At 71.5% G+C, this 14,967-nt stretch carries 13 protein-coding genes and 1 riboswitch; of the genes, 9 read left to right on the forward strand and 4 right to left on the reverse strand.

Features of this window, described 5'->3' with window-relative positions; translation table 11 throughout:
- Positions 1-20 precede the first annotated feature (20 nt).
- A complete protein-coding gene (gene otsB / locus DY218_RS09670) occupies positions 21-905 on the forward strand; it encodes a trehalose-phosphatase (RefSeq protein WP_128555517.1) in 885 nt (294 codons plus the stop codon).
- A gap of 46 nt (positions 906-951) precedes the next feature.
- Here otsB and DY218_RS09675 read toward each other — a convergent pair whose 3' ends face one another.
- Positions 952-1,734 carry an IclR family transcriptional regulator gene (locus tag DY218_RS09675; protein WP_128555518.1) on the reverse strand — a complete coding sequence of 261 codons (783 nt, stop codon included), beginning with the start codon at positions 1,732-1,734 and terminating at the stop codon, positions 952-954.
- Positions 1,735-2,384: 650 nt separating this feature from the next.
- On the opposite strand from DY218_RS09675, the gene DY218_RS09680 reads away from it, so the two are divergent.
- From DY218_RS09680 to DY218_RS09705, 6 genes are read left to right on the forward strand one after another with little or no spacing between them, the layout of a single operon-like run.
- Positions 2,385-3,482, forward strand: a complete 1,098-nt coding sequence (locus DY218_RS09680) for an ABC transporter substrate-binding protein (RefSeq protein ID WP_128555519.1) — start codon at positions 2,385-2,387, stop codon at positions 3,480-3,482.
- Positions 3,483-3,490: 8 nt separating this feature from the next.
- Positions 3,491-4,513 carry an NrtA/SsuA/CpmA family ABC transporter substrate-binding protein gene (locus tag DY218_RS09685; RefSeq protein WP_128555520.1) on the forward strand — a complete coding sequence of 341 codons (1,023 nt, stop codon included), beginning with the start codon at positions 3,491-3,493 and terminating at the stop codon, positions 4,511-4,513.
- Positions 4,513-5,394 (forward strand): ABC transporter permease, encoded by an 882-nt coding sequence (locus DY218_RS09690; protein ID WP_128555521.1) that lies wholly within the window; start codon positions 4,513-4,515, stop codon positions 5,392-5,394. Before DY218_RS09685 ends, DY218_RS09690 begins: the two co-directional genes overlap by 1 nt.
- On the forward strand, positions 5,391-6,179 hold the full coding sequence (locus DY218_RS09695; RefSeq protein ID WP_233521451.1) for an ABC transporter ATP-binding protein: 789 nt from the start codon (positions 5,391-5,393) through the stop codon (positions 6,177-6,179). Before DY218_RS09690 ends, DY218_RS09695 begins: the two co-directional genes overlap by 4 nt.
- Positions 6,180-7,055: an ABC transporter substrate-binding protein gene (locus tag DY218_RS09700; RefSeq protein WP_128555522.1), complete on the forward strand. Its 876-nt coding sequence runs from the start codon at positions 6,180-6,182 to the stop codon at positions 7,053-7,055.
- Between the two features lie 12 nt (positions 7,056-7,067).
- Positions 7,068-8,153: an LLM class flavin-dependent oxidoreductase gene (locus DY218_RS09705; protein WP_128555523.1), complete on the forward strand. Its 1,086-nt coding sequence runs from the start codon at positions 7,068-7,070 to the stop codon at positions 8,151-8,153.
- On the opposite strand, the gene DY218_RS09710 is transcribed toward DY218_RS09705, so the two are convergent.
- The 3 genes from DY218_RS09710 to DY218_RS09720 all read right to left on the reverse strand — a co-directional run bounded on the left by DY218_RS09710 (position 8,125) and on the right by DY218_RS09720 (position 12,790).
- Complete coding sequence (locus tag DY218_RS09710; protein WP_128555524.1) at positions 8,125-9,531, reverse strand: alpha,alpha-trehalose-phosphate synthase (UDP-forming); 1,407 nt, start codon at positions 9,529-9,531, stop codon at positions 8,125-8,127. The genes DY218_RS09705 and DY218_RS09710 overlap by 29 nt on opposite strands.
- 104 nt (positions 9,532-9,635) lie before the next feature.
- A complete protein-coding gene (locus DY218_RS09715) occupies positions 9,636-11,786 on the reverse strand; it encodes a DUF7927 domain-containing protein (protein ID WP_128555525.1) in 2,151 nt (716 codons plus the stop codon).
- A 38-nt stretch (positions 11,787-11,824) separates the two neighbouring features.
- Complete coding sequence (locus DY218_RS09720; RefSeq protein WP_128555526.1) at positions 11,825-12,790, reverse strand: glucosyl-3-phosphoglycerate synthase; 966 nt, start codon at positions 12,788-12,790, stop codon at positions 11,825-11,827.
- 167 nt (positions 12,791-12,957) lie between these two features.
- A riboswitch (SAM riboswitch) is annotated at positions 12,958-13,136 on the forward strand.
- Between DY218_RS09720 and thrC the strand changes: the two genes are divergently transcribed.
- Both thrC and DY218_RS09730 read left to right on the forward strand, forming a co-directional pair.
- Complete coding sequence (gene thrC / locus DY218_RS09725; RefSeq protein ID WP_128555527.1) at positions 13,130-14,467, forward strand: threonine synthase; 1,338 nt, start codon at positions 13,130-13,132, stop codon at positions 14,465-14,467. (Overlaps the previous riboswitch by 7 nt.)
- A gap of 119 nt (positions 14,468-14,586) precedes the next feature.
- Complete coding sequence (locus DY218_RS09730) at positions 14,587-14,865, forward strand: MoaD/ThiS family protein (RefSeq protein ID WP_128555528.1); 279 nt, start codon at positions 14,587-14,589, stop codon at positions 14,863-14,865.
- Positions 14,866-14,967: the final 102 nt, after the last annotated feature.

Consider the following 14,967-nt stretch of genomic DNA (forward strand, 5'->3'; position numbering starts at 1 on the left):
GGAGGCGTAGGGTCGCCCGCATGGGGACCCAGACGCACGGCGGCGCCGCGCTGCCCGAACCCTCCACCGACGCCGGACGCGAGGCCCTGCGGTCCGTCCGCGAAGAACCGCACCGCACCGTCGTCGCCCTGGACTTCGACGGCACCCTCGCAGAGATCGTGCCGAACCCGGAGGACGCCCGCGCCCACCCCGACGCCCGCACGGCGCTGACCGCGCTCGCCCCCAAGGTCGCCTCCGTCGTCGTGGTGACGGGACGCCCCGCCGCCGTGGCCGTCGAGTACGGCGGCTTCGACCGCACGCCGGGACTCGAGCACCTGGTGGTCCTCGGCCACTACGGGGCCGAGCGCTGGGACGCGGTCACCCGCACCGTCCAGGCCCCCGCCCCGCACCCGGGCGTCGCCGCGTCCCTCGCCGAACTCCCCTCCGTACTGGACGAGTTGGGTCGACGCGAGGACAGCTGGATCGAGGAGAAGGGCCGGGCGGTCGCCGTGCACACCCGCCGGGCGTCCGACCCCGCGGCCGCCTTCGACGCGCTGCGCACCCCGCTGGACGCGCTCGCGACCCGCCACGGCCTGATCGTCGAACCGGGCCGGTACGTACTCGAACTGCGCCCGCCCGGCATGGACAAGGGCGTCGCCCTCACCGACCATCTGCGCCGGTACGACGCCCGCAGCGTCCTCTACGCGGGCGACGACCTCGGCGACCTGCCTGCCTTCGCCGCGGTCGAGCGATTCCGCGCGGACGGTACGGGCCGCACCGGCCTCCTCGTCTGCAGCGGCAGCACCGAGGTCACCGAACTGGCCACCCGCGCCGACCTGGTGGTCCCGGGCCCGCCCGGAGTAGCAGCACTCCTCACCGAACTGGCCGCCCGACTCCCCGGACAGTCAGCCGCCCGACTCCCCTGAGGAACCGCGGTCGTCGCCCGCCTGCGTGAGCCCTGTGCGGGCGTGCTCAGCCGGGTGCGGGGCCGCGCTCGGAGGGCGGCAGCAGGAGGACTTCCAGGGCGCGGCTGCAGATGCGGGCCTGGTCGACGAACCAGGGCATCCGTTCGTCGGTGATCACCTCGGGCGTCGCCCGGACGGCGAGCGCGAAGCGGGCGGAGCCGCCGCGGTCGAGTACGGGGACGGCGAGGGTGCGTACCCCGTGGGCGGACTCGCCGTCGTTGAGGGCGTAGAAGTTCTGCCGTACCTGCTCCAACTCCGCGGTGAACGCCTCGACGTCCACGATGGTCCGATCGGTGAACGCACGCAGCGGAGGCAGCGCTTCAGGGCCGTCGTCGCCCGGCCGGGGCCAGGCGAGCAGCACCTTGCCCAGGGCCGTGGAGTGCAGCGGCCGGCGCAGCCCCACCTTCGGGGTGACCGAGCCCCCGGCCACGATCACGGCGTGCGGCCCGCTGCGGATCGCCAGGTCGACGGTGGCGGCCGTGCGCCCGGCGAGTTCGGTGAGCTCCGGTGCGGCCAGGTGCAGACCGCGCTGGTGGTACGAGAGACGGCCCAACTCGGTGACCGCGGGCCCGAGTCGATAGCGCGCGGTCCGGGCGTCCTGCTCCAGGAATCCGGCGCCGAGCAGGGTCCTGGCCAGGCGGTGCGCGGTCGAGGTCGAGAGCCCGAGCCGGCCGGCGAGTTCCGATGCGCTCAGGTCGGGGGCGTTGTTGTGGAAGCAGTGCAGGATGTCGAGGGCGCGGCGCACCGCCTGTGCTCCGGCGGGCGGTTGCCCGGCCTCGGCCTGTCTCACGGGTGTCACCTGTGGCCTTCCGGTCGGTGCGCGGACGTCGGTCACGGCCCGGCGTCGATCTCATACGGTCGATCCCACATTACGGCAGCGAAATCCGGTCCATATCCCGCTAGTACACACTGAGTTCACAGTCGATCCCACATCATGGGAAGATGCTTGCCGGGTTTCCGCGGCCGTGCCAGGCTGCGTCCATCGCCGCCGGCCGACGGTCGCCCGGTGTCGCAGGCCGAAGGGAGCAGCGCGTTGTCCGTCATCGTCTCCGTCGCGCTCGCGCCCGCGCCCCCTCCGTACGGGCTCACTCTGCGCCGCCACATCGACCTGGGCAGGGTCTGCAGCGCCTGCTGTCGCTGATCCGCGAGCCTCCTCAGCGTTCTACGGCCCGCGCCCCGCTCGCGGGGCCGTACACGTGACTGCGTCCGCGTGACCGCCGCCACCCGACCGGTCACGCCCGACCGATCGCCGCCCTCGCCCCACAGCCGCAGGCCCGGTACCGGCAGGACCGGGCGACACCCCCTGCGCCGGGACGAGCCCGCGACCGCCCCCCTGGATCCAACGGCCCCGCCGGACCCCGTCCCGCTCCGGCCCTGCGGCCACCGACCCGTGGGCCGCGCAGCCGAAGCCCACCCCCAACCCAACCCCCGGGAAGCCCCATGCCGATCGCCCCCGCACCCCGCGACTCCGCACCCCGTACCACCCCCGCATCCCCCGAAACGCTCTGGTACACCCGCTGTCCCGTCCCGACCGCGACCGGTATCGCCGCCGACCGGCACCTGCTCGCCGACGAGTTCGCCGCCGACGGCATCGCCGTACGATCCCTCCAGGACGTCGGCCCCGATGTGGACGCGGCCGTCCGCCGTACCCACTACACACACTCTCTGCCCGGACTCTTCCGCGAAGGCGGCAACGTGCCTGCTCTGTGGGCCCGTTCACGCGGGGAGCGGACCCGGCTCGTCGGTCTGACCTGGATCGAGGAGCGGCAGACGGTGCTCGTCGCCCCGGGCTCCGCAATACGCGGCGCCGGCGCCCTGCGCGGACGACGCCTCGCGATCCCGCGGCACGACCTGGACATCGACTTCTGGCAGGCCATGGCGCTGCGCGGCTTCGAGGGGGCGCTCGCCTCCGCCGGGCTCGGCCTCGAGGACGCCGTGCGGGTCGACGTGCCGGCCGGCCGGCGCACCGGCCAGTGGACGGCCGAACTGGATGCCCTGCGCCGCGGCGAGGTCGACGCGGTCTACGTGAAGGGTGCCCTGGCCGTCGAGGCGGCCCGCGACGCCGGCGCCGAGGTGGCCGTCGAGCTCGACCTGCTCCCCGACCCCGTACACCGCGTGAACAACGGGACGCCCCGCCCCATCACCGTCCACCAGGACCTGCTCGACGAACGCCCCGATCTCGTCGACCGCTTCCTCGCGGTGCTGCTGCGCGCGGCCGACTGGGCCGCGGACCGCCCGGACGAGGTCAACCGCATCCTCGGCGCCGAGACCGGAGCCGGTTCGGCCGGTGTGCTCGCCGCCTACCGTCCCGGTACCCATCGCACGCTGCACCCCGGTCTCGCGCCGGACCGGATCGCCCTGCTCGCCCGCCAGGAGGCGGCGCTGCGCGCCCACGGCTTCCTGCCCGAGCCGGTCGACGTGCACGAGTGGGTGGATCCCGGGCCGCTGAGCCGGGCGGCCGCGTCCCGGCTGCAGGACGCCGGAACTCCCGGCCGGCCTCTGCTCCATCCCCTGACCCCGCCCCGCCAGGACACCTGAGGACTCCCATGCGCATCCCCAACATCCCCGTACGCGCTCCCCGTACCGCGGTCGCCGCCCTCGCGTCCGTCGCCGCGCTCGCCTCCCTGACCGCCTGCGGGACCTCGGCGGCCGACTCGTCCTCCGGCGCGGACGGCAAGCAGGTCACGGTACGCATCCCCGATCCCGGAAACGCAGGGGTGCTCGCCGTCGGCAAGAAGGACGGATCGCTCGACAAGGCACTCGGCAAGGTGAACGCCAAGGTCGCCTGGACGGGCAGCGCGGGCCCCTTCGAACCGGCCGCGCAGGCCATGAACGCCGACCAGCTCGACATCGCCACCGGATCCATCACCTCCGGCATCACCTCGCTGGTCCAGACACCCGGCTTCAAGTTCTTCACCGCCACCGCGCCCGACGGCGCGGGCGAGGGCATCCTGGCCCGCAAGGGCTCCGGCATCGACTCGGTGAAGGACCTGGTCGGCCGCAAGGTCGCGGTCAACAAGGGCGGCACCGGCGAGTACCTGCTCCTGAAGGCCCTGGCCGAGGAGGGCATCCCCGCCGGCAAGGTGGAGCGCGTGTACCTGCGGCCCGACCAGACCGCGTCCGTCTTCAACACCGGGAAGGTCGACGCCTGGGCGGTCTGGGCCGCCTACTCGGTGGCCGAACTCGGCACCGGCAAGGCACACTTCGTCACCGACGGCAAGTCGGTCGGCTCGGACAACTACAGCCTCACCGCCGTGCGCACCGAGTTCGCGAAGCAGCACCCCGAGGTCGTCAAGGCCCTCTACCGATATCTGCACGCGGCCAGCATCAAGCAGAAGAAGGACCCGGCGGCCTATCTGAACGTCAACACCGACGCCGGCCCGCAGGCACTCACCGGCAAGGCCAAGTCCGTACAGATCGACTTCACCCGGCGGGGCGGCACCGTCGAGCCGATCACCGGCAAGGACATCGCACGCTTCGAGGAGGCGGCCGAGTTCTACGCCGAGCAGAAGGTCACCAGGACCGAGGTCGCCGTCGCCGATCACGTCCTCGACATCGGGAAGCTCTGATGGCGGCGACCCGACTCCCGTACCGGGAAGGGCACAAGGCGCAAGGGCCCGCTGCGGACACCGCCGGCCTGGTTGCCCCGCGTCCGCCCGCCCACAGGGCCCGTTCCCGTACGTACGCCGTGACCGTGCGCGCCCTCGGTCCGCTGGCACTGCTCGCCCTGTGGTGGGTGGCGTCGGCGACCGGGGTGCTCACTCCCGATGTGCTGGCCTCGCCGGCCGACGTGGTACGGGCCACCGGCGAGCTGTGGGGCAACGGCCAGCTGCCCGACGCGCTCGCCACCTCGCTGACCCGCTCCGGGATCGGCCTGCTCATCGGCCTCGCCGCCGGCCTAACCCTCGGCGTCGTCACCGGCTTCACGCGGCTCGGCGACGAGCTGCTCGACTCCTCGCTGCAGACCCTGCGGACCATCCCGTTCCTGGCGCTCGTCCCGCTGTTCATGGTCTGGTTCGGCATCAACGAGATCGCGAAGATCCTGCTGATCGCGGTCGCCACCACCTTCCCGATGTACGTCTCCACGGCCGGCGGCGTCCGCAACACCGACCGCAAACTGGTCGAGGCGATGCGCAGCTTCGGGGTCGGCCGGATCGGCATCGTGCGCGAGGTCGTGCTGCCGGGTGCGCTGCCTTCGCTGCTCGCCGGTCTGCGCCTTTCGATGACGTTGAGCGTGATCGCGCTGATCGCCGCCGAGGAGATCAACGCCACCGCGGGGATCGGCTACCTGATGTCCCAGGCACAGAGTTACGCCCGCACCGACATCCTCGCCGTCTGCATCCTGGTGTACGGGCTGCTCGGCCTGGCGGCCGACGGGATCGTGCGGTTCCTGGAACGGGTGCTGATGCCGTGGCGCTCAGCGGGTCCCGGAGCGGGGGCGGGCCGATGAGTACCGCCGTACAAGTACGGGGTCTGCGCAGGGTGTTCGGGGAGCGGGCCGTGCTGGACGGGCTCGATCTGACCATCCGCAGGGGCGAGTTCGTGGCGCTGCTCGGGGCCAGTGGCAGCGGGAAGACGACGCTGCTGCGGATTCTCGGTGCGCTCGACGGTGCCGACGGGGGAGAGGTGCTCGTCCCGGAGGCGCGCACCATCGTCTTCCAGGAGCCGCGGCTCGTGCCCTCCAAGCGGGTGCTCGCCAATGTGACCGTCGCCCTGCCGCGCGGCCGGGCCGGGCACGGCCGCAGGGCGCTCGCCGAGGTGGGTCTCGAGCGGCACGCGGACGCCTGGCCGGCCACCCTGTCGGGGGGTGAGGCACAGCGTGTCGCGCTCGCCCGCGCGCTGGTGCGGGAGCCCGAACTACTGCTCCTCGACGAGCCGTTCGCCGCACTCGACGCACTGACGCGCCTGCGCATGCAGGACCTGGTGGGTGAGCTGTGCCGGGCGCATCGGCCTGCCGTACTGCTGGTCACGCACGACGTGGAGGAGGCCGTACGGCTCGCCGACCGGGTGTGCGTGCTGCGCGACGGCCGCCTCGTCACCGACGAGCGCGTCACCGTGCCCCGGCCGCGCGATCCCGGGGACCCGGACTTCGCCGCGCTGCGCAGACGACTGCTCGGCGACCTGGGGGTGGAGGTCGCTGCTCCACCTGTAGAACCTGCTCGATCCGCAGCAGCACCCGCAGCCTCCGCCGAACCCGCAGAACCCGCCGAACCCCTCGAATCCGGAGTGATCTGAATGACCGTCACCATCGGTGTGCACCACAGCAACCCGACCCTCTCCCACCTCTCCCACCTCGACTTCGCCGCCGAAGAACTCGCCACCGTCGGCGAGACGGCCGCCTTCCACCCGTACACCAACGGCGTCCGCACCGGCGAGCTGCTCAGCCAGGGCGTCATCGACTTCGGGGGCACCGGCTCGACCCCGCCCGTCACCGCGCAGGCGGCCGGTCACGACCTCGTGTACACCGCGGTCTCGGCGCCGCGCCCCGACCACGGCGCCCTCCTCGTCGCCGAGGGCGGTCCCGTGCGTACCGTCGCCGACCTCAAGGGCGCCACCGTGCACCTGGCGATCGGCTCCTGGCAGACGCATCTGATCGCCAAGGCCCTGGACGACGCCGGACTCTCCTACGCCTCCGACATCACCGCCGTCCGCAGCGACGCGGGCAGCGAACAGCTGCTGCGCGAGGGCGAGATCGCCGCCTGGGTCGCGCAGGGGCCGCAACTGGCGGCCGCGCGCCGGGCCGGCGGGCTGCGGGTCCTGGTGCCCACCGGTGAGGTGATCAGCGACCGCTCGGTGTTCTTCACCCGCCGTGACCTGGCCGAACAGCGGCCCGATGTCGTCGAGGCGCTCACCCGGGCGCTGGCCCGCGCCGACGCCTGGGCTGCCGAACACACCCGAGAGGCAGCACAGTTGGCAGCCGATCACCAGCTCGGCACGGTCGACGACTGGGAGGAGGCGCTGCGGGCCCTGCCGTGGCGCATCGAGGAGGTCGACGCGGAGTTCCTCGCCGAGCAGCAGGAGGCGGCCGACATATTCGTCCGCACCGGCTTCATCGACCGCCCGGTGACCGTGGCGCATGCGGTCGCGCAGTCCGCCGCCGCGAAGGGCTGAGGGAGGACGGACATGGCTTCCGAATTCCTCTGGTACATCATTCCGCGCGAGGGCGCCTATCCCTGGGAGCCGGCCGGACGCAGACCCGTCGACCTGGGCTATCTCCAGCAACTCGCCGGTTCCGTCGAGCGCCTGGGCTTCACCGGCGCGCTCCTCGCCACCGATCTCTACGACGTGTGGCCGCTCGGCAGCGCGCTCGCAGCGTCCACCAGCACCCGCTTCAAGCCGCTCCTCGCCGTCCACCCGGGCCTGATCTCGCCGACGCTGCTGGCCAAGATGGCGCTGAGCTTCGACACCCTCTTCGGTGGCCGCCTGCGGTTCAACGTGGTCAACGGCTCGACCCGCACCCTGCGCGAGTACGGCCTCCAGGTCGAGCACGACCGACGCTACGAACTCAGCGCCGAGTACTGGTCGATCGTGAAGCGGCTCACAGCCGGTGAAGTCTTCGACCACAAGGGCGAGTTCTACGACCTCAAGGACGCCGGGGCCTCCTTCCGCGACCTGAGGCCGGTGCAGGAGCCGCACATCCCGCTCTGGTTCGGCGGCTCCTCAGCCCCCGGCATCGAGATGGCGGCGGAACACGTCGACGTGTATCTGACCTGGGGCGAACCCCCGCACCTGCTCAAGGAGAAGCTCGACCGGGTCCGCGATCGGGCAGCCGCGTACGGTCGCACCCTGCGCGTCGGCCTGCGGCTCCACCTGATCGTCCGCGACACCGAGGAGGAGGCCTGGGGGGCGGCCGATCGACTGCTCGACGTCACCAGCCACGAGACGTACGCCCGGCAGCTCGGCGAGCGGGCGGACGAGGACGGGGTCGGCTGGCAGCGGCAGTTCCGCCAGCACGGCGGCAAGGTGCCCGCGCACGCCCGGGAACTGGAGGAGCATCCCAATCTGTGGCCCGGGATGAGCTTGTTCCGGCCGGGCCCCGGCACGGCCGTCGTCGGCTCCACCGCCCAGGTCGTCGAACGCCTCGCGGAGTACCAGGACTTGGGCGTGGACACCTTCATCCTGTCCGGCAATCCACTCCTGGAGGAGGCGCACCGAGTGGCCGAGACGGTACTGCCCGCGCTCAGGTCGCGGGACCGCGCAGTGCGTTGAGCTGGTCCAGGAACCAGCGCTGCGGAGGCAGGGACGTCGCCGCGGCCGCGAGGCGTTCGGTGCGGGCCGTGCGCTCCGCGGCCGGCATCGAGAGGGCCTGGTGGAGGGCCTCGGCCGTGGCGGAGATGTCGTACGGATTGACCATGAGCGCGTCGTCCGAGAGCTCCGCCGCGGCGCCGGCCTCCCGGGACAGGACCAGGGCGCAGCCGTCGTCGGAGAGCACCGGGACCTCCTTCGCGACCAGGTTCATGCCGTCCCGGACCGGATTGACCAGGGCGACGTCCGCGATGCGGTACGAGGCCAGGGAGCGGGCGAAGTCGTCCTCCAGATGCAGCACCACCGGGGTCCAACCGGGTGTCCCGTACGTGGAGTTGATCTCATCGGCGACCCGGGAGACCTCGGTCATGTAGTCGCGGTAGACGGCCAGGTCCTGGCGGGACGGGTAGGCGAAGGCGAGGTGCACGACGCGCTCGCGCCACTCGGGGCGGGTCTCCAGGAGGAGCCGGTACGCCTGGAGGCCGCGGACGATGTTCTTGGAGAGTTCGGTGCGGTCGACGCGGACGACGGTGCGCCGGTCGGGGCCGCCGATCTGCTCGCGCAGGGCGGCGATCCGCTCGTCGACGTCGGGGCGGTGTGCGCGCTCGCGCAGGAAGCCGGCGTCCGCGCCGAGCCCGTGCACTCCGGTCTCGGTGCCGTCGAGCGCGTCCGGGCCCAGCAGGTCCGTACAGCAGGCGGTGAAGGCATCGGCCCAGCGGCGGGTCAGGAAGCCGAGCCGGTCCGCGCCGAGCATGCCCCGCAGGAGCTGCCGCGCCACGTCGTCGGGGAGCAGCCGGAAGTAGTCGGTGGGCGCCCACGGGGTGTGCGAGAAGTGGCCGATCCTGAGATCGCCGCGGAGTTCGCGCAGCAGGCCGGGGACGAGCGAGAGGTGGTAGTCCTGCACGATCACCGCCGCACCCGGGGCGGCCTCGGCGGCCAGGGTCTCGGCGAACGCCTGGTTGTACGCCTCGTAGTGCGCCCACTGGCGGCGGAACTCCGGGCCGAACGACGGCTCCAGCGGCGTCTGGTAGAGCATGTGGTGCACGAACCACAGGACCGAGTTCGCGATGCCGTTGTACGCGTCGGCCTGCACCTCGGGGTCGATCGCGATCATCCGCACGCCGGGCTCGCCGACGCCGCGGGCCACGGCCTCGCGGTCGCCGTCGCCGAGCGCGGCGCACACCCACAGGGCGGCGGCGTCGGAGCCGATCGCGGAGAGTCCGGAGACGAGTCCACCCCCGCCGCGCTTTGCTTCCAGCGTGCGGGGGTGGGTGTCGGTGAGCCGGTACGAGACGGGGCCCCGGTTCGACGCTACGAGCAGCTTCGCTGCTTGATCGGACATGTGGCGTTACCTAGCCGGTGCGGGCCGGGTGCAAACGTCCGTTCGCGTCGATCTCCGGTTCCAGGCATCGGCCTGGCGGCCTCGTCCTCAATCGCCGGACGGGCTCATTTTGAGCGCCGGCCGACCGCCAAGGTCAACGCTCCGAGGGCCGTGAGCACCACGGCGAGCCCGCCGTACAGCAGCGTGCTGTCACCGGAACCGGTAGCGGCAAGGTGCCCGCCGCCGTCGTGGTGCCCGCCACCGTCGTGGTGCCCGTCACCAGGAGAAAGCGAAGGCGAAGGTGAAGGCGACTCCGACGCCGGCGGCGGACGGTGCTGCTCGCGCTCGGTGACGATCACCGACGTGCAGGCCCCCGCGCCCCTCCCGGGGCGCTTCGCCGCGGACGGGCAGTTGGTCTTCTCGACCCGCGACGTCACCGGGATCACGACCTTCTCGCCGGCGGTGCAGGACGCCTCGACCTCCTGCGTGATCGTCACCGTGCTCTTCGCCGCGACATCGCCGCGCCACACGTACTTCGCGCCCTCGCGGACGATCTCGCCGCTGCTCGCCTCGGGCTTGCCGCCCTTGCGCACCGGCCACTCGAAGGCCGCGCCGATCCTGGGGTCCGCACTCTCGTTGCTGATCTTCACGGTGTTCGTGGTCGAGGTGCACGGCGGGATCTCGCCGTCCTCCGGGCTGCTCTCCACCGTCAGCTCCGGCACCGGACGCGGCGACGGGTCGACCTCGGGCGCCGCGCCGCAGGACGGGTCCGTGCTGTCCTCGTCGCAGTTGGAGCGCGGGGTCAGCACGTCGACGTCGTTGCGCAGCTTTCCGTCGCCGCGCATCGGGTCGTCGACCGTCGCCGAGTAGGTGAGGGTCGCGGTCTCGCCGGCCGGGATGTCCCCGACGTAGGAGAGCTTCGGCTCGGCGTAGCTGATCTGCCCGATGCTGGCCTTCGCGTCGTTGTTGTACGTCGCGTCGTCCAGCGTGTCGGTCAGGTCGTCGGTCAACTTGGCGTTGGGGTACGGGAGTCGGCTGACATTCTTGGCCTTCACCGTGTACGTCACGGTGTCGCCCGGGTGCACCTTCGCCGGGCTCGCCGTCTTGGTGACCTCCAGGTCCGGCACGGGCACGGAGAAGGCCAGCGCGGACGGGACGTAGGTGTCGCCCTTGGTCTCGAAGGTCAGATCGGCGTCCGTGGCGCCCTCGGGGATCGCGCCCTCGGGGACGTCGAACTCCTTGGCGTCGATGCTCAGGTTGTTGCGGTACCTGGGGTCGACCGAGCCGTCGTCCTCGCTGATGAAGAAGTTGTTGGTGTTGCCGGTGTGCGACTCGGTGACGTTCTCGCCGTCGACCAGGAAGCGGTCGCCCGGCGTGTTCCAGTCGCCCTCGTACGCCGTGACGCTCGCCCGCGGTTTGCCCGCCGTCCGGTAGAAGCCGTCGACGCGCACCGTGGTGGCCGGAGAGGTGGAGCGCTGCAGCACATGGCCGCCGTACACATAGACGTTGCGGCGGTCCGGCGCGTACTGCTCGTTCGGGCCGTCGTACTTGTAGACGACCGTCATCGACCAGCCGGCCACACAGCCCTTGCCGTTCGGGGCCCAGATGCCGCCGACGGCGACCGGGACGGGCGCTCCGGTGCCGGTGACGCCGCTGAACAGCGAGGTCACATCGGCCTCGCCGGTGTAGTAGTGCGGGCCGTTGGTGGTCGTCGGGTCCTGCACCAGGTTCTCCGGGGAGACCTTGGCGGAGGCGCCGCCCGCGACGCCCACCTCGGGCACCGCGGCGAGCGGGTCGCCGGGCGAGCGCTCGACGTTCGCGCCCGACACGTCGCAGCGCTGCAGCTGGTTCCGGCCGAATTTGTACGTGCCGTCGTTGCCGCCCCAGAAGAGCCGGGCGTACGCCACCTCCGCGCCGGGCGGGATCTCGACCTGGCCGGTGCTGGAGCCGAATCCTGCGGTGGTGCCCGCGGTGTCGACGCGCTGCATGTCGAAGGTGTTGTTGTTGTCGGAGCCCTCGCCGCTCGCCGCGACGGCGCAGCGCGCCGCCATGTCGGCGGGGGTCGTCGGGCAGCCCATGACCGTGTTGCCGATGGTCTTGAAATCGCCGTAGAGGGATTCGTCGTAGCGCTTGGCGAAGGGTTCGATCACGTCCGCGGATGCGGGCGAGGCAGCCGCGCCGACGAGCGCCGTCGCGGCGGTGGCCGAGGCGGCCAGGGCCCCGGTGAAGCGTGCGGCGACTCCCGGCCGCTTTCCATTTGTCCGTTTGAACCACATAAAGGCGGAATTTATGCAATAAACGCAGTAATCAGCGGCTACGCCACACGTCGCGCCTGGTACTCGGCGACATTTCCCATCGGAGGGCGCTCCTCGGTGTCGACCGGACGGGTGCGCGGCTCGAATCCGCCCGGTCCCCGCTCGAACTGGGTGAGCCGTGGCCGGACCAGATGCCCGCGGGCGAGCCGCAGCTGCGCGGTGCGGTAGATCGCGGCGGCCATCCGGCCGAGCGCCCGGCTGTCCTGGTGCCGGTGCTTGCGTACGCCGACGTCGACCTGGGCCAGCGCGTCCAGGCCCACGGTGTGCAGCGCGTCGACGAGCAGGCCGAGCTCCACGCCGTAGCCGACGGGGAAGGGGAGCTGTTCGAGCAGCGAGCGCCGGACCGCGTACTCGCCGCCGAGCGGCTGCACGAAACCGGCCAGCTGCGGCCAGTGCAGATTGAGCAGCGGCCGGGCCACCAGCTCGGTCACCCGGCCGCCCTGCCCGGCGCCGTCGATCTCGTCGGCGGCCGAGCCCAGCGGCCGGTCGTACATCGCCTTCACGAACTGCACGTCCGGGTCGGTGAGCAGCGGACCGACGATGCCGCGCACGAAGTCGCCGGAGAATTCCCTGAGGTCCGCGTCCACGAAGCACACGATGTCGCCGCCGGTCACCAGGAGTGAGCGCCAGAGCACCTCGCCCTTGCCGGGCAGCGCGGGGATCCGCGGCAGGATCGCGTCCCGGTGCACCACTCGCGCGCCCGCCGCGGCCGCGACCTCGGCCGTACGGTCGGTGGAACCGGAGTCGACGACCACCAGCTCGTCGACCAGCGGCACGGCCGGGCTCATCAGCTCGCGCCGGACCGCCGAGACGATCTCGCCGACCGTCTCCTGCTCGTCGAGCGCCGGCAGGACCACACTGATCCGGCTGCCCCGGCCGGCCTTCGCGGCGAGCAGCTGCTCCGTCGAACGGTCGGCCACCGACCAGGAACGCCTGGTCAGCCAGCGTTCCACCTCTTCGAGCACGTCCCGTGTCCCCTTGCCTGCCGGTGGTCGTCGTTCGGTCCGAGGCGTGCGGCTGTGATCCATCTCGCCGTTCGGACGACTATCTCAACAGTGACTGCCTTCGGTTACAGTCTTGAACAACGCGGATGACCGTCGCATGCCGGGGTCGTCCGCAGACAACCACATACCGCTCATCCAGAGGGGCAGAGGGAAACGGCCCGTTGAAGCCCCGGCAACCCTCCAGCCGGTCTCGCCACCGTCCGCGCCGCACGGCGTTCCGGGTTCGGTGTTCAGCACAGCGAGGCTCCCGGCTAGGGAAGGTGCCAAATCCGTCTCACGGCGAAGTGCGTCGCGAGAAAGATGAGGAGAAAGGGCCTCGCCTCCATGGCTGTGCAATCCGCCGAAGCCGTCACCACCACCCCCGCCGCAGACGCCGCCCCCGCGTCCGTCGACCTCGGACCGGCCAAGGGCCTGTCCTGTCGCGAGTGCGGCGAGCACTTCCCGCTCGGTCCGATCTTCGCCTGCGAGCTGTGCTTCGGCCCGCTCGAGGTGGCGTACGAGCTGCCCACCGGCGACCCCGAGGCGCTGCGCAAGCAGATCGAAGCCGGCCCGGACAACGTCTGGCGGTACGCGCCGCTGCTGCCCGTCCCCGCCGACGTGGCCGGCAAACCGAACCTGAATCCGGGCTGGACCAAGCTGGTCAAGGCCGACAACCTGGCCCGTGAACTGGGCATCACCGGCGGCCTGTTCATCAAGGACGACTCGGGCAATCCGACCCACTCCTTCAAGGACCGCGTCGTCGCCCAGGCCATCGAGGCGGCCCGCGCCTTCGGCTTCACCACGCTCTCCTGCTCCTCCACGGGCAATCTGGCGGGTGCCGTCGGCGCCGCCGCCGCCCGCGCCGGCTTCCGCTCCTGCGTCTTCATCCCGCACGACCTGGAGCAGGGCAAGGTCGTCATGGCCGCGGTCTACGGCGGCGACCTCGTCGGCATCGAGGGCAACTACGACGACGTGAACCGCTTCTGCTCCGAGCTCATCGGCGACTCGCTCGGCGAGGGCTGGGGCTTCGTGAACGTCAACCTCCGCCCGTACTACGCGGAGGGCTCCAAGACCCTGGCGTACGAGATCTGCGAGCAGCTCGGCTGGCAGCTGCCCGACCAGCTGGTGATCCCGGTGGCCTCCGGCTCGCAGCTCACGAAGATCGACAAGGGGCTCAAGGAGCTGATCGCGCTCGGCCTCGTCGAGGACAAGCCGTACAAGATCTTCGGGGCGCAGGCCGAGGGCTGCTCGCCGGTCTCGACCGCCTTCCGGGACGGCCACGACGTGGTGCGGCCGCAGAAGCCGGACACCATCGCCAAGTCGCTCGCCATCGGCAACCCGGCGGACGGGCCGTACGTCCTGGACATCGCGCGGCGTACGGGCGGGGCGGTGGAGGACGTGGACGACGAGCAGGTGGTCGATGCGATCAAGCTGCTTGCTCGTACCGAGGGGATCTTCGCGGAGACCGCGGGTGGGGTGACCGTGGGTGTGACCCGGAAGCTGCTCGCGTCGGGGGCGCTTGATCCTGCTCTGACCACGGTAGTGCTCAATACGGGGGACGGGCTCAAGACGCTGGATGCGGTGGCTCCGACGTCGCAGGCGACTGCGGTGATCAAGCCGTCGCTTGACGCGTTCCGTGCCGCCGGGCTGGCTGAATAGTCCCCAGCCCCGCCCCTTCCCGAAACCGGGGGCGCTGCCCCCGGACCCCTGCTCCTCAATCTCCCCCAGACTTCGTCCGGGGGTACCCCCAGAGGGGCTGAGATTAAGGTGATCCACACATGAGCGTGAATGTCCGTATCCCCACCATCCTGCGTACCTACACCGGTGGTCAGTCCGAGGTCGCTGCCGAGGGGGGAACTCTGTCCGAGGTCATCGCGGATCTGGAGAAGAACCACACGGGGATCGCCGCCCGCGTCCTGGACGACCAGGGCAAGCTGCGGCGCTTCGTGAACGTCTACGTCAACGACGACGACGTCCGCTTCGAGCAGGGCCTGGAGACCCCGACCCCCGACGGCGCCGGCGTCTCGATCATCCCCGCGGTGGCCGGCGGCTGCTGAGTTACTCCGCGTTACCGGAATTGCCCCCTCCGAGAGAGAAACGGAGGGGGCAATTCTGCATGGTTGAGAGGGGTACAGTTGGGAACGCTGCTTCGGCTCCGA

The sequence above is a fragment of the Streptomyces triticagri genome (assembly GCF_003429565.1).
Taxonomy (GTDB): Bacteria; Actinomycetota; Actinomycetes; order Streptomycetales; family Streptomycetaceae; genus Streptomyces; species Streptomyces triticagri.